Origin of the sequence: Ferrovibrio sp., assembly GCF_964218355.1 — a bacterium.
In the GTDB taxonomy this organism is placed as follows: domain Bacteria; phylum Pseudomonadota; class Alphaproteobacteria; order Ferrovibrionales; family Ferrovibrionaceae; genus Ferrovibrio.
The window spans coordinates 63,356-77,490 of record NZ_CAXPMC010000029.1 but is presented as its reverse complement, the minus strand read 5'-3'; the positions used below and the strand labels follow the sequence as shown (position 1 = coordinate 77,490).

Genomic DNA, 14,135 nt, shown 5'->3' with positions numbered 1-14,135 from the left:
GGTCGCGATGCCTGCCCCAGCCAGCACCCGTCTTGCCATCGTCAGCGGCCTGTCGGGTGCCGGCAAGAGCACGGCCCTGAAGCTGCTTGAGGATGCCGGTTACGAGGCGGTCGACAACCTGCCGATCTCGCTGCTCGGCCGTCTGACCATGCCCCGCGACAATCCGTCCGGCCACGGTGCCGGCATCGCGGTCGGCGTCGACACCCGCACCCGCGACTTCCAGACCGACCGGCTGATCGCACTGATCGGCGAACTGAAGCAGCGCGGCGACCTGGATGTCCGGCTGGTGTTTTTCGACTGCGACGACGACGTGCTGCTGAAACGCTTCACGGCGACGCGCCGCCGCCATCCGCTGGCGGCCGACCGGCCGGTTGCCGACGGCATCGCCAGCGAGCGCCGGCTGATGGCACCACTCAAGGCTGAGGCCGACCTGGTGATTGACACCACCACGCTAGCCCTGCCCGGATTGCGGCAGGCTCTGGCCGGGCAATTCGCGCTGGACGACCAGGCCGGCCTCGGTATCATGATCGTATCGTTTTCCTACCGGCACGGCCTGCCGCGCGAGGCCGATCTGGTGTTCGATGTCCGCTTCCTGCGCAATCCCCATTACGATGAGCAGCTGCGCCCGCGCACCGGCGAGGACCCTGCCGTCGCCGCCTATATCGCCGCCGATCCCGACTATCCGGCGTTTTTCCGGCGGCTGACCGAGATGCTGCAGTCGCTGCTGCCCCGCTATGCCGCAGAGGGCAAACGCTATCTCACCATCGCCGTCGGCTGCACCGGCGGCCAGCATCGTTCGGTGTTTGTCGCCGAACAGCTCGCGCAGGCCTTGCACAAAGCCGGCAGGCATGTCGATATCCGCCACCGCGACCGCGATCTGGCACTCGCCGAAGCGGCAAAGAAATAAGGGTTCCCCATGACCGGCATCCTTCCATGATCGGCTGCACCCCATGATCGGCATTGTCATCGTCACGCATGGCCGCCTGGCCGAGGAATTCATCCATGCCACCGAGCATGTGGTCGGGCCGCAGAAGAATATCCGCGCCGTCTGCATCGCGCCGACCGACAAGGACGAACGCCGCCAGGACATCGTCGATGCGGTTGCCGCCGTCGATGCCGGCAAGGGCGTGATCGTGCTGACCGACATGTTCGGCGGCACGCCCTCCAACCTCGCCATCTCGATGCTGCAGGACGGCAAGGTCGAGGTGATTGCCGGCGTCAACCTGCCGATGCTGATCAAGCTGGCCTCGGTGCGCGACAAGCTCGATCTGGCCGCCGCCGTGGCGGCCGGCCAGGAAGCGGGCCGCAAATACATCAATGTCGCATCGCGGCTGCTGGCGGGGGAATCGCGCTAGTGGACGCGGCGCCCGGCAAACCGGCCGATCCGGCCGCGGCGCTGGTCCGCAGCGTCACCATCGTGAACCAGCGCGGCCTGCATGCCCGTGCCGCGGCCAAGTTCGTGCAGGTGGTCGCCCGCTTCCCCGACACCCGGATCCAGGTTTCCAAGGACGGCCAGACCGTTAACGGAGAATCGATCATGGGCCTGATGATGCTGGCCGGCACCCAGGGGTCGAGCATCGAGATTGCCGTCAGCGGGCCCCGGGCCGAGGCCGCCATGGCCGCCCTGACCGAGCTGGTCGAGGCCAAGTTCGGCGAGGGGGAGTAGGCCGCCCCCGGATTAAACATTCCTATATAAAGATTTCTTTATATATATCTGGACAGGGCCGCCCGCCCTTGCTATACCCCGGCCAGTTTCGAACCGAACGCCGGAGCAAGCGGATATGAGCGCGGATTACAAGATCAAGGATATCGGTCTCGCCGACTGGGGCCGCAAGGAACTGGACATGGCCGAGACCGAGATGCCGGGCCTGATGGCCCTGCGTGAGGAATTCGGCAAGCAGAAGCCGCTCAAGGGCGCCCGCATCGCCGGCTCGCTGCATATGACGATCCAGACCGCGGTGCTGATCGAGACCCTGAAGGCGCTGGGCGCCGATATCCGCTGGGCCTCGTGCAACATCTATTCGACCCAGGACCATGCCGCCGCCGCCATTGCCGCCGCCGGCATCCCGGTCTTCGCCGTCAAGGGCGAGAGCCTCGTCGAATACTGGGACTACACCCACCGGATCTTCGAATGGGCCGATGGCGGCACCCCGAACATGATCCTCGACGATGGCGGCGACGCCACCCTGCTGCTGCATCTGGGCATGCAGGCCGAGAAGGATCTGTCGGTCGTCGCCAAGCCGACCAACGAGGAGGAGGAAGTCCTCTTCGCCGCGATCGCCAAGCGGGTGAAGGAGCAGCCGGGCTGGTACACCAAGATGGGCACCGCCATCAAGGGCGTGACCGAGGAGACCACCACCGGCGTCCATCGCCTCTACCAGATGGCCAAGGAAGGCCGTCTGCTGTTCCCGGCGATCAACGTCAATGACAGCGTCACCAAGTCGAAGTTCGACAACCTGTATGGCTGCCGCGAGAGCCTGGTCGACGGCATCCGCCGCGGCACCGACGTGATGATGGCCGGCAAGGTTGCCGTGATCGCCGGCTACGGCGATGTCGGCAAGGGCTCAGCCGCTTCGCTCCGCAATGCCGGCTGCCGCGTCATGGTCACCGAGATCGACCCGATCTGCGCCCTGCAGGCGGCGATGGAAGGCTATGAGGTGGTGACCATGGAAGATGCCGCGCCGCAGGGCGACATCTTCGTCACCGCCACCGGCAATGTCGACGTGATCACCATCGACCACATGCGGGCGATGAAGCATCGCGCCATCGTCTGCAACATCGGCCATTTCGACAGCGAGATCCAGATCGGCGCGCTGAAGAACCTCAAGTGGCACAACGTCAAGCCGCAGGTCGACGAGGTCGAATTCCCCGACAAGAAGCGCATCATCGTGCTGTCGGAAGGCCGCCTGGTCAATCTCGGCAATGCCACCGGCCATCCGAGCTTCGTGATGAGCGCCTCGTTCACCAACCAGGTGCTGGCGCAGATCGAGCTGTGGACCAACCCGGGCAAGTACCAGAAGCAGGTCTACACCCTGCCCAAGCATCTCGACGAGAAGGTGGCCTCGCTGCATCTCGCCAAGGTCGGCGCCAAGCTGACCAAGCTGAGCGACAAGCAGGCCAAGTATCTCGGCATCGGCGAAGCCGGCCCGTTCAAGCCGGACCATTACCGCTACTGACCGCTGCCAGCCATGGCGACGGCCGATGGCCGGGCGGGTTTCCCGCCCGGCCATTCGCGTTTCCGGCACCTTGTTTTCCGGCGCCGCTCTGCCGATAGTGGCCGCCATGTCTGGGCACAGGGATAACGGGGCGGGCCGCCATGGCTGACGGCGGCTGGATTCTGGCCGGCATTGCCATGCTGGCCGGCGCGGCGACCGCCGGCATCGCCATTGCCCAGAGCCGCCGGCTGCGGCAGCTGGCGGCCCGGCTGCAGGCGGCCGAGGCCGAGCGCGAGGCGCTGCGGGCCGGGCGCGAAGACGCGCAGCGGCGCGCCGCCGACCTCGCCGCGCGGCTGGAGGCCCTGGCCGCAGATGCCGCCGGCCAGCGCGCCGAGGCCATCGCCCTGCGCCAGGCCGAAGCCGAGGCCCTGGCCCTGCTGGATGCCGCCCCCTTCCCGATCTGGCGGCGTGGCGAGGATGGCCGCCTGCTCTGGGTCAATACCCGCTATGCCCGGATGACCGAGACCACCGCCGCCGATGCCGTGGCGCGCGGGCTGGAGCTTGCCTCCTCGCACGACCTGAACCAGCCGCGCGACCTTGCCGCAACCGCCCGCCAGGCCGGCGGTCTGCAGGTGCAGGAACGCCGCTTCGTTGCCGAGGGCGACCGCCGCAATTACCGCATCTTCGAACTGCCCGCCGGCGGCGGCACACTCGGCTTCGGCCAGGACATCACCACCGAGGCCGATGCCCGCGGCCAGCTGCGCCGCCATATGGAAGCCCATATGGAAGTGCTGCGCACCATTTCGACGGCCACGGCGATCTTCGGCCCCGACCGCAAGCTGATCCTGTTCAACCGTGCCTATGCCCGGCTGTGGCAGCTGGACGAAAGCTGGCTGGAAAGCAGTCCGACCTTCGGCGAGATTCTCGAACAGCTGCGTGCCGACCGCCGCCTGCCCGAGCAGATCGACTGGCAGGCCTACAAGCGCAGCCAGCTCGGCCTGTTCACCACGGTGATCGAGCGGCAGGAGGAGCTGCTGCACCTGCCCGACGGCTCGACCCTGCGGCTGGTGATCAGCGCCTACCCGTCCGGCGGCCTGCTGTTCGCCTATGACGACGTGACGCGCCAGCTGACCCTGGAACGGGCCACCAACACCATGATCGCGGTACAGCGCGCCACCCTGGACAACCTGTACGAGGCCGTCGTCGTCTACGGATCGGACGGCCGGCTGTCGCTGTATAACCGCGCCTTCGCCCAGCTCTGGCAGATCGATCCCGACATCCTGAACCGCCAGCCGCATCTGACCGAGGTGCTGGAAGCCGCCCGACCGCTGATGCAGCGCGGGCCGGACTGGACGCAGCTGCGCGAACGCCTGGTCGACAGCTTCGCCGCCCGCAAGGCAACCCGTGGCCGGCTGGAACGCGGCGACGGCACGGTGATCGACTATGCCTCGGTGCCGCTGCCCGACGGCGCCGTGCTCTATACCTATCTCGATGTCAGCGACAGCATCCGCATCGAACGGGCCCTGCGCGAGCGCAACGAGGCGCTGGAACGCACCGACCGCATGAACGCCGCCTTCATCAGCAACATCACCCACGAGCTGCGCTCGCCGCTCGGCACCCTGATCAGCATGACCGAGGTGCTGGCCCAGGGCATCCTCGGCCCGGTCAACGCGCGGCAGGAGGAATACTGCGGCGACATCATGGCGGCGTCCCGCAACATGCTGCGGCTGCTGGACGACATCATCGCCATCGCCACCATCGAGGTCGGCCAGATGGCGCTCGAACCGGCCGACCTGTCCGCCGCAGCCCTGTGGCAGGCCGCTGCGGCCCAGTGGCAGGATCTCGCCGAGCAGCGCGGCATCCGGCTCGACCTGCCGCCCGACGACCGCGACAGCGGCCATCTGACCGGCGACGAGCAGCGCCTGTGCCAGGCGCTGGACAGCGTGATCAGCACCGCCATCGACGGCACCCCGCAGGGCGGCCTGGTCCGCCTCGCCGCCGGCCCCGATGGCGGCGGCCGGATCTGCCTGCGCGTCGAAAGCCACAGCGGCGGCCTCGCACCGCTGCGGCCGACCAGCATCTTCGCCGACCTCGCCGATGCCCCGGACCGCCGCCGCACCCATGCCGACCTGTCGCTGGTGGTCGCGCGCGGTCTGTTCGACCTGCATGGCGGCGAACTGCGCCTCGACAGCGGCGAGGCAAGCCAGGCGGTCGAGATCCGCCTGCCGGCGGGGCGGGGACCGGCCGCTGCCGTTGCGGCGATTCCGGCCCGTCAGTAGACTCGGGCCATGCCCGTGATTCGCCGTCTTACTCTGTCCGACGAGGCGGCCACCGCCACACTGGCCGCGGCGCTGGCGCCGCATCTGCGCGCCGGCGACGCCCTGCTGCTGGACGGCCCGCTCGGCGCCGGCAAGACCAGTTTCGCCCGCGCCCTGATCCGCCAGCTTGCCGGCGCCGCCATTGAGGTGCCCAGCCCGACCTTCAACCTGGTGCTGACCTACGACATTCCGGCCGGCATGCTGTGGCATTTCGACCTCTACCGCGTCGCGGACCCGCGCGAACTGGACGAGCTCGGCCTTGAGGATGCTCTGGCCGAGGGCATCAGCCTGATCGAATGGCCGGACCGCCTCGGCACCGCCGCGCCGCCGGATGCACTGACCCTGCGGCTGGCACCGGCGGCCGGCACCGGCACGGCACGGCAGGCCGAGCTCGCCGGCGATACCGCCTGGGCAGCCCGCCTTGCCGCACTGGATCTCCCGCATGACTGACCGCGCCACCCTTGTCCGGACCTTTCTCGACCGTGCCGGCTGGGCCGCCGCCATACGCCGCCCGCTGGCCGGTGATGCATCCTTCCGCAGATACGAACGGCTGCAGCAGGGCACGCAGACGGCCGTGCTGATGGATGCACCGCCGCCGCAGGAGGATGTGCGCCCCTTCCTGCAGATTGCCGGCGAGCTGGCGGCCGGCGGCTACAGCGCGCCGCGCATCTTCGCTGCGGATGCCGAACACGGCTTCCTGCTGCTGGAGGATCTCGGCGACGACCTCTATGCCCGGCTGATCGCCGGCGGCACCGACGAGACCCCGCTTTATGCCGCCGCCATCGATTTTCTGCTCGACCTGCACCGGCGGCCGGCACCGGCCGGTCTGCGCAGCTATGACGGCGACCTGCTGGTGGCGGAATCCGAACTGTTTCTCGACTGGTACCTGCCCGCCGCCACGGGCCGCGCCACCGAGGCCACGCTGCAGGCCGAATACCGCGCCCTGTGGCGGCCGCTGCTGCCGCAGGCGCTGGCGGCACCGCCGGTTCTGGTGCTGCGCGATTTCCACGCCGAGAACCTGCTCTGGCTGCCGCAGCGCGACGGCGTCGCCCGGGTCGGCCTGCTGGATTTCCAGGATGCCGTGGCCGGCCATGCCGCCTATGACCTCGTCTCGCTGCTGGAAGATGCGCGCCGCGACGTGCCGCCGGCGCTGGCCGAGGTGATGCTGCAGCGCTACATCGCCGGCAGCGGCAAAGAGGCGGCAGCCTTCCGCACCGCCTATGCCATCCTCGGCGCCCAGCGCAACCTGCGCATCGTCGGTGTCTTCACCCGGCTGTGGAAGCGCGACGGCAAGCCGCATTACCAGGCCTTCATGCCGCGCATGTGGCGCCTGCTGGAGCGTGACCTCGCACATCCGGCACTGGCAGACCTGCGCCACTGGGTCGACCGCGTGGCGCCGCCGGACCTCCGCCGCCGGCCACTGCCGGGCCTGGCCGCATGATCGCGCTGCCGCAGACGGCGATGGTGCTGGCCGCCGGCCTCGGCACCCGGCTGCGGCCGCTGACCGAACACACGCCGAAGCCGCTGATCACCATTGCCGGCCGCAGCCTGCTCGACCACGCCCTCGACCGGCTGGTCGAGGCCGGTGTGAGACATGCCGTGGTCAACATCCACTGGCTGGGCGGACAGATCCGCGAGCATCTCGCCTCGCGTCGCGACATCGCGGTGACGATCTCGGATGAAAGCGCCGAACTGCTGGAAACCGGCGGCGGCATCGCTCATGCCCTGCCCCTGCTGGGCGATGCGCCATTCTTCGCCGTCAATGCCGACCTGATCTGGCGCGACCATGGCGAAAGCGCGCTGCGGCGGCTGGCAGCCGCTTTCGATCCGGCCACGATGGACGGGCTGCTGCTGCTGCAGCCGCGCGACCAGGCCACCGGCCATGCCGGTCCCGGCGATTTCGACCGCGGTGCCGATGGCCGCCTCGTCCGCCGTGGCCGCAATCCGGCCGCCGCCTATGTCTATACCGGCGTGCAGCTGCTGCAGCCGTCGCTGTTTGCCGGTGCCCCGAAGGGCCCCTTCTCGCTGAACCTGCTGTATGACCGCGCCATCGCCGCCGGCCGGCTGTCCGGCCTGCCGCACCAGGGCGACTGGATGGATGTCGGCACCCATGACGGCATCGCCATCGCCGAGAAAATCCTGAGCGCCGGGCATGGCGGCAATGGCTGACCCGGCAGCCGCCCCCCAGGTTTTCACCATCCCGGCCGGCCGGCCTTTTCTCGACCTGCTGGCGGCCGGCTGCCTGGAGCGCTGGGGCGGCGATCCGCTGCTGCTGAGCCGCGCCACCATCCTGCTGCCGACCCGGCGCGCCTGCCGCGCCCTCGCCGAAGCCTTCCTGCGCCAGACCGGCGGCCGTGCCCTGCTGCTGCCGGCGATCCGGCCGCTCGGCGATGTCGACGAGGACGAACTCGACCTGCGCGACGCCGGCGGACCGGGGGACGAGACGGCAGCCGGCGAGGCCCTGCCATTCACACCGCTGGAACGCGACCTGCTGCTGGCCCGGCTTGTCCAGGCCTCGCCGCTGGCCGGGGGCGATGCAGCCGGTGCCCTGCGGCTGGCCCGCCAGCTCGGCCATCTGCTGGATACCGCCGCCACCGAGGAGATCAGCCTCGACGGCCTCGCCAGCCTGGCCGGCAGTCTCGATCTCGCCCGTCACTGGCAGGCGACGCTGGATTTCCTCGGCATCATCCGCGAACACTGGCCGCGCCTGAAGCAGGAAGCCGGCCGCATGGATGCCGCCGAGCACCGCCGCATCGCCATGGACCGGCTGGCGGCACACTGGCAGGCGGAGCCGCCGGCCGGACCGGTGATCGCCGCCGGCTCGACCGGCAGCATTCCGGCCACCGCGCGGCTGCTGCGCCTGATCGCCCGGATGCCGCAGGGCATAGTGATCCTGCCCGGTCTCGACCAGCAGCTGGACGATGCCGCCTGGCAGGCCGCGAAGGGCGAGCCGACCCACCCGCAGCATCTGCTGGCCCGGCTGGCCGACAGCCTGGGTGTGCTGCGTTCGGAGGTGGCGGTCTGGCCTGCCGCCGGCCCGGACCCCGCACCGGCAGCGGCACGCGCGGCGCTGCTGTCCGTTGCCCTGCTGCCGCCGGGCGAAACCCACCGCTGGCGCGACCAGCCCGCTGCGGCCGATGCCGCCTTTGCCGGCCTGCAGCGCATTGAGGCCGCCGGGCTGCATGACGAGGCGCTGGCCATCGCGCTGGCCCTGCGCGAGACCCTCGAAACGCCAGGCCGCACTGCCGCGCTGATCACCCCGGACCGCACGCTGGCCCGCCGCGTCGCCGCGGAACTGGCGCGCTACGATATCGCCATCGACGATTCCGCCGGCCGGCCGCTCGCGCAGGCCCCGCCGGCGATATTCCTGCGCCTGCTGGTTGCCGCCGCAGCCGGGGATTTCGCTGCCGTGCCGCTGCTGGCGCTGCTGAAACATCCCTTCTGCCGCCTCGGCCGGCCGCGGCGCGAGCTGCTGCGCTGGACCCGCCGCATCGAGCGCGCCATCCTGCGCGGCCCGCAGCCGGAAACCGGCATCGAGGCGCTGGGCCGGCGCCTTGCCGGCCACGACCGCCTGCTGCCGCTCTTCGCCGCCCTGCGCCACGCGGTGGCGCCCTTCGCCCGCCTGCGCCCGGACGACACCCTGCCGCTGCCCGAGCTGCTGCGCCTGCTGGTTACCGCGGCCGAGGCGCTGGCCGAACCCGGGCCCGGCGGTGACGAGATAATGCCCCTGTGGCAGCACGAGGCCGGCGGGGCCCTGCACGATCTCGTCACCGACATCCTGCAGACCGGCGAAACGCTCGGCCCGTTGCCGGCCGGACAATGGCCACGCCTGTTCGATGCCCTGCTCGAGGGTCGCGTGGTACGGCCGCGCCATGGCAGCCATCCGCGCCTGTTCATCTGGGGCCTGCTGGAAGCGCGGCTGCAGCAGGCCGACCGCATCGTCCTCGGCGGCCTCAATGAAGGCACCTGGCCACCGCAGGCCGAGGAAGATCCGTGGCTCAGCCGGCCGATGCGCGCGACACTCGGCCTTGCCGCGCCGGAACGCCGCCTCGGCCAGACCAGCCATGACTTCGTGCAGGCCGCCTGCGGTGCCGACATCATCCTCAGCCGCGCCGCCAAGGTGGATGGCGCGCCAACGGTGCCGGCCCGCTGGCTGCTGCGGCTGGAGGCGATGCTGAAGGGCGATGCGCGCTGGGAAGCAACGCTGGCACCGCGCTATCTTGCCTGGGCGGAACAGCTCGACCGGCCGGAAGCCGCCCTGCGCAGCGAGCCGCCGGCACCGCGGCCACCCGTCGCGGCCCGGCCGCGCGGCCTGTTCGTGACCGCCATCGAGACCTGGCTGCGCGATCCCTATGCCGTCTATGCCCGCCACGTACTGAAGCTGCGCCGGCTCGACGATCTTGGCCAGCCGCCCGATGCACGCCTGCGCGGCACCATCATCCACGACGTGCTCGATGCTTTCCTCAAAAACCATCGTGACACACTGCCGGATGACGAGGCGGCGCTGAATGAGCTGCTGGCGCGCGGCCGGGCGGCTTTCGGCATCTGGCTCGACCAGCCGCAGATCGCCGTGCTGTGGTGGCCGCGCTTCGAACGCGCCATGCGCTGGTTCGTGGGCTACGAACGCGCGCGCCGCCAGGCCGGCTTCGAGCCGGCCCTGCTGGAGGAGGAAGGCCGGCTCGACCTCGCCGCCCCGGCCGGGCCCTTCGCACTCAAGGCGCGCGCCGACCGCATCGACCGTCGCACCGGCGACGGTGCGCTGGCCGTGCTCGACTACAAGACCGGCAATCCGCCGAGCGCACTGCAGGTCGACAGCGGCCTGGCGCCACAGCTGGCACTCGAAGCCGCCATTGCCCAGGGCGGCGGCTTCGAGCATCTGCCGCCGGGGGAGATCGCCGAACTCGTCTATGTCCGGCTGGCCGGCGGCGAGACACCGGGCAGCGAGCGCCGCATCGAGGGGAAGCGCCGTGACCGCACGGCGATCCCGCCGGCCGACGAACTGGCCCGTGCGGCGCTGCAGCGCCTCGAAGGCTGGGTTGCCCGCTTCGACGACCCGGCCACCCCCTATCTGTCGCGGCCGCGGCCGCAATTCGTGCAGTATCCCGGCGACTATGACCATCTCGCCCGCGTCGCCGAACGCGCCGAAGGCGGTGAGGATTCATGAGCGACGGCGCCGGAACCGACCGCGAGCTGCTGGCACACCAGATGAACCAGCGCAGTGCCGCCGATCCGGCCCTGTCGGCCTGGGTGGCGGCCAATGCCGGATCGGGCAAGACCCGCGTGCTGGTCGATCGCGTCATCCGCATCCTGCTCGGCGGCACGCGGCCGGGCGGCATCCTCTGCCTGACCTTCACCAAGGCTGCAGCCGCCGAGATGAAGATCCGCCTGACCGAACGGATCGGCGCCTGGACCATCCTGCCCGACGAAAAACTGAAGGCCGAGCTGTTCGACCTGCTCGGCCGCCACATCGAGACGGCCGACCTCGCCACGGCGCGCCGGCTGTTCGCCCGCACGCTGGAATCGCCCGGCGGCCTGCGGCTGCAGACCGTCCATGCCTTCTGCGAGGCGCTGCTGAAGCGCTTCCCGGTCGAGGCGGGCCTGCCACCGCATTTTGAGGTTGCCGACGAACCCGCCACCGCCGCCCTGCTCGGGGAAGCGCAGATGCGCATCCTCGAGGAAAGCCGCAGCGACACGGAACTGGCCGCACTAATCGGCTATTTCGCCGCCAGACTTGACGACAGCCGCTTCAACCTGCTGCTGAAAGGCTTGCTCGGCCGTCGCCGCGATCTTGCGGCCGTGCTGGACGCCCATGGTGATGCCGCCGGCGCCACTGCGGCGCTGGCACGGACCTTCGGCCTGCCCGGGGGCGCGAGCCGAGACAGCCTCATCACCGGCCATGTGGCGGCGATGCCCCTAGCCGACCTGCGCCGTGCCGTCGCGGCGCTGGCGCAGGGCGGCACCAACGACCGCAAGCTGGCCGGAGCCCTGTCCGGCTGGCTGGCCGCCGGATGCCCGCCGGCAGGCTTCGAGGAAGGCTGGCTGGCCGGTTTCTTCACGGCCGGCGATCCCAATAAACCACGCGACAAACTCGCCACCAAGACCGCCGAGACGATCATGCCCGGCTGCGGCGACATCCTGCGCGCCGAACAGGAGCGGCTGGAAAGGCTGCGGCCGCTGCTGAATGCCGCAACGGTGCTGGAGGCAACCGGCCATCTGCTGCGGCTGGGTGAAAGCCTGCTGGCGCATTACGCGGCGCGGAAGCGCGACCTTGCCCTGCTCGACTATGACGACCTGATCCTGCGGGCGCGCGACCTGCTGGTCGAGCCGACGCGTGTTCCCTGGGTGATGTACAAGCTGGACCAGGGCATCGACCATGTGCTGGTCGACGAGGCGCAGGATACCAGTCCGGACCAGTGGGCGGTGATCGCCGCCCTGGCCGAGGATTTCTTCACCGGCTTCGGCGCCCGCGAGGTCGAGCGTACCGTCTTTGCCGTCGGCGACGTCAAGCAGTCGATCTACAGTTTCCAGGGCGCCCGCCCGCAAGCCTTCCTCGACATGCGCGAACGCTTCCGCCGCGCCGCGCTCGCGGCGGATAAGAGCCTGCTGGCAACGCCGCTGGAAATGTCGTTCCGTTCGGCGCCGGCGGTGCTGCAGCTGGTTGACGCGGTCTTCGCCAAAGAGGCGGCCCGGCCCGGCGTGGTCGAGCCCGGCGCGACGCTGATCCATCGCGCCCGCCGCCGCGATGCGGCCGGCCGCATCGAAATCTGGCCGCCTTTCAAGCCCGACCCGAAGGGTGACAGCGAACCCTGGGAAGCCCCGCTCGACTATGTCGGCCAGTATGATCCACGCAAGCGGCTGGCCGAGGTGATCGCCCGGCAGATCCGCGGCTGGATGTACACCGAGATGCTGCCAAGCCTTGGCCGCCGCCTGCGCCCGGGTGACGTGATGATTCTGGTGCAGCGGCGCAGCGTTTTCTTTAACGCGATGGTGCAGGAGCTGAAAGCCGCAGGCGTTCCGGTTGCCGGCGCCGACCGCATGCAGCTGGCCGAGCAGATCGCGGTGCGCGACCTGCTGGCGCTGGGCCAGGTCTGCCTGCTGCCCGATGACGACCTGACGCTGGCGACCGTGCTGAAAGGCCCGTTGTTCAATTTCAGCGACGACGACCTGTTCGCCCTGTGCTGGCAGCGCGAAGGGCGACTGTGGCCCGGTTTGCGCGCCCGCGCCGGCGAACAGCCGCACTGGCAGGCCGCTTTCGACGAGCTGCGCGGGCTGATGAACCACGCCGATCTCGTCACGCCGTTCGGTTTCTACGCCGAACTGCTCGGCGCCGGCGGCGGGCGGCGCCGGCTGGTGGCACGCCTCGGCAGCCAGGCCAACGAGCCGATCGACGAATTCCTCGCCGCCACCATGGCCTACGAACACACGGCACCGGCCAGCCTGCAGGGCTTCCTGCTGTGGTTCGACGGCCACGCCGGCGTGGTCAAGCGCGACCTCGAACAGGGCCGCGACGAAGTGCGCGTGCTGACCGTGCACGGCGCCAAGGGCCTCGAGGCGCCGGTGGTGATCCTGCCCGATTGCTGCGACCTGCCGCAGGAGCGTGACCCCGATGGCCTGCTGTGGGATGCGGCGGCAGACGCACCACTGCTGGTCTGGCCGCTGCGCCGCGACTACGACACGCCGCTGAGCCGCGACCTGCGCGAACGGCGGCGCGGCGAACGGATGGACGAATACCGCCGGCTGCTTTACGTGGCCCTGACCCGGGCGCGCGACCGGCTTTATGTCTGCGGCTATCTCAATCACAGAACCGCCGAGAAGGGCCCGCCGGCGGAAAGCTGGTACAGCCTGGTCGCTGGCGGCATCGCGGCCCTGGAGCCGCAGCAGGAGGTCGCCCTGCCCTGGGGTGAAACCGGCCTGCGTTTCGAGAGCCATGCCGACCAGCCGCCGGCCGAAGCGGCGGATGATGCCGCCGCGGCGGAAGCCGCCGGCGCGCTGCCCGCCTGGGCACAGACCCCGCCCCCGGCGGAAACGGCGCCGCCGCGCCCGCTGGCCCCGTCGCGGCCGGCCCATGCCGAACCGGCGCCGCTGAGCCCGGTCCGCGCCGAGCGCCTGGCCGGCCTGGCCCGCGGGCGGCTGATCCACCGGCTGCTGCAGACCCTGCCCGACCTGGACGAACCGGCGCGCGAGGCCGCCGCCCGACGCTTCCTGGCCCAGGCTGGCCGCGACCTGCCGGAAGCCGAACGCGCGGCGATCCTGGCCGAAACCGGGGCCATTCTGGCAGCACCGGATTTCGCTCCGGTCTTCCGGCCCGGCGCCCTGGTCGAAGCACCGCTGGCCGGACGGGTCGGCAACCGGCTGGTAACCGGGCAGGTGGATCGCCTGATCGTGAACGGCGATACCGTCCTGGTGGTGGATTTCAAGACCAACCGGCCGCCGCCATTGCACGCGGAAGATGTCAGCCCGGCCTATCTGGAGCAGATGGCGCTGTATCGCGCCCTGCTGCAGCAGGTGTTTCCGGGCAAAACGGTTGCCGCCGCCCTGCTGTGGACCTTTGCGCCGCGGCTGATGCCGCTGCCGGCCGGGCTGCTCGACCGCGTCGCACAGACTTTCACTGCAACGTGACTGGCCGTGTGGTATGGGCTTGCCTAGCTTTGACACCATGACA

At 70.2% G+C, this 14,135-nt stretch carries 10 protein-coding genes; all 10 read left to right on the top strand.

Annotated elements, in window-relative coordinates:
- Window positions 1–7: 7 nt before the first annotated feature.
- The 10 genes from rapZ to addA all read left to right on the top strand — a co-directional run bounded on the left by rapZ (window position 8) and on the right by addA (window position 14,092).
- Window positions 8–907 (top strand): RNase adapter RapZ, encoded by a 900-nt coding sequence (gene rapZ / locus ACEQZY_RS20155; protein ID WP_370156717.1) that lies wholly within the window; start codon window positions 8–10, stop codon window positions 905–907.
- Between the two features lie 43 nt (window positions 908–950).
- Complete coding sequence (locus tag ACEQZY_RS20150) at window positions 951–1,355, top strand: PTS sugar transporter subunit IIA (protein ID WP_341704818.1); 405 nt, start codon at window positions 951–953, stop codon at window positions 1,353–1,355.
- Window positions 1,355–1,666: an HPr family phosphocarrier protein gene (locus ACEQZY_RS20145; protein ID WP_341704817.1), complete on the top strand. Its 312-nt coding sequence runs from the start codon at window positions 1,355–1,357 to the stop codon at window positions 1,664–1,666. Before ACEQZY_RS20150 ends, ACEQZY_RS20145 begins: the two co-directional genes overlap by 1 nt.
- A 115-nt stretch (window positions 1,667–1,781) precedes the next feature.
- Entirely contained in the window at window positions 1,782–3,176 is a 1,395-nt protein-coding gene (gene ahcY / locus ACEQZY_RS20140; protein ID WP_370156715.1) for an adenosylhomocysteinase, read from the top strand.
- A 140-nt stretch (window positions 3,177–3,316) separates the two neighbouring features.
- Window positions 3,317–5,434 (top strand): PAS-domain containing protein, encoded by a 2,118-nt coding sequence (locus ACEQZY_RS20135; RefSeq protein WP_370156713.1) that lies wholly within the window; start codon window positions 3,317–3,319, stop codon window positions 5,432–5,434.
- A gap of 9 nt (window positions 5,435–5,443) precedes the next feature.
- Window positions 5,444–5,923 carry a tRNA (adenosine(37)-N6)-threonylcarbamoyltransferase complex ATPase subunit type 1 TsaE gene (gene tsaE, locus ACEQZY_RS20130; protein ID WP_370156711.1) on the top strand — a complete coding sequence of 160 codons (480 nt, stop codon included), beginning with the start codon at window positions 5,444–5,446 and terminating at the stop codon, window positions 5,921–5,923.
- Window positions 5,916–6,914 carry a phosphotransferase gene (locus ACEQZY_RS20125; protein ID WP_341705354.1) on the top strand — a complete coding sequence of 333 codons (999 nt, stop codon included), beginning with the start codon at window positions 5,916–5,918 and terminating at the stop codon, window positions 6,912–6,914. Before tsaE ends, ACEQZY_RS20125 begins: the two co-directional genes overlap by 8 nt.
- Window positions 6,911–7,642 carry a nucleotidyltransferase family protein gene (locus ACEQZY_RS20120; RefSeq protein ID WP_370156709.1) on the top strand — a complete coding sequence of 244 codons (732 nt, stop codon included), beginning with the start codon at window positions 6,911–6,913 and terminating at the stop codon, window positions 7,640–7,642. The genes ACEQZY_RS20125 and ACEQZY_RS20120 overlap by 4 nt, the downstream gene beginning before the upstream one ends.
- Complete coding sequence (gene addB / locus ACEQZY_RS20115) at window positions 7,635–10,637, top strand: double-strand break repair protein AddB (protein WP_370156707.1); 3,003 nt, start codon at window positions 7,635–7,637, stop codon at window positions 10,635–10,637. The genes ACEQZY_RS20120 and addB overlap by 8 nt, the downstream gene beginning before the upstream one ends.
- Complete coding sequence (gene addA, locus ACEQZY_RS20110) at window positions 10,634–14,092, top strand: double-strand break repair helicase AddA (RefSeq protein ID WP_370156705.1); 3,459 nt, start codon at window positions 10,634–10,636, stop codon at window positions 14,090–14,092. Before addB ends, addA begins: the two co-directional genes overlap by 4 nt.
- Window positions 14,093–14,135: the final 43 nt, after the last annotated feature.

Coding starts and splice junctions, on each gene's coding strand:
- rapZ (WP_370156717.1), top strand. CDS start 8: ATGCCTGCCCCAGCCAGCACCCGTCTTGCCATCGTCAGCGGCCTGTCG.
- ACEQZY_RS20150 (WP_341704818.1), top strand. CDS start 951: ATGATCGGCATTGTCATCGTCACGCATGGCCGCCTGGCCGAGGAATTC.
- ahcY (WP_370156715.1), top strand. CDS start 1,782: ATGAGCGCGGATTACAAGATCAAGGATATCGGTCTCGCCGACTGGGGC.
- ACEQZY_RS20135 (WP_370156713.1), top strand. CDS start 3,317: ATGGCTGACGGCGGCTGGATTCTGGCCGGCATTGCCATGCTGGCCGGC.
- tsaE (WP_370156711.1), top strand. CDS start 5,444: ATGCCCGTGATTCGCCGTCTTACTCTGTCCGACGAGGCGGCCACCGCC.
- ACEQZY_RS20125 (WP_341705354.1), top strand. CDS start 5,916: ATGACTGACCGCGCCACCCTTGTCCGGACCTTTCTCGACCGTGCCGGC.
- ACEQZY_RS20120 (WP_370156709.1), top strand. CDS start 6,911: ATGATCGCGCTGCCGCAGACGGCGATGGTGCTGGCCGCCGGCCTCGGC.
- addB (WP_370156707.1), top strand. CDS start 7,635: ATGGCTGACCCGGCAGCCGCCCCCCAGGTTTTCACCATCCCGGCCGGC.
- addA (WP_370156705.1), top strand. CDS start 10,634: ATGAGCGACGGCGCCGGAACCGACCGCGAGCTGCTGGCACACCAGATG.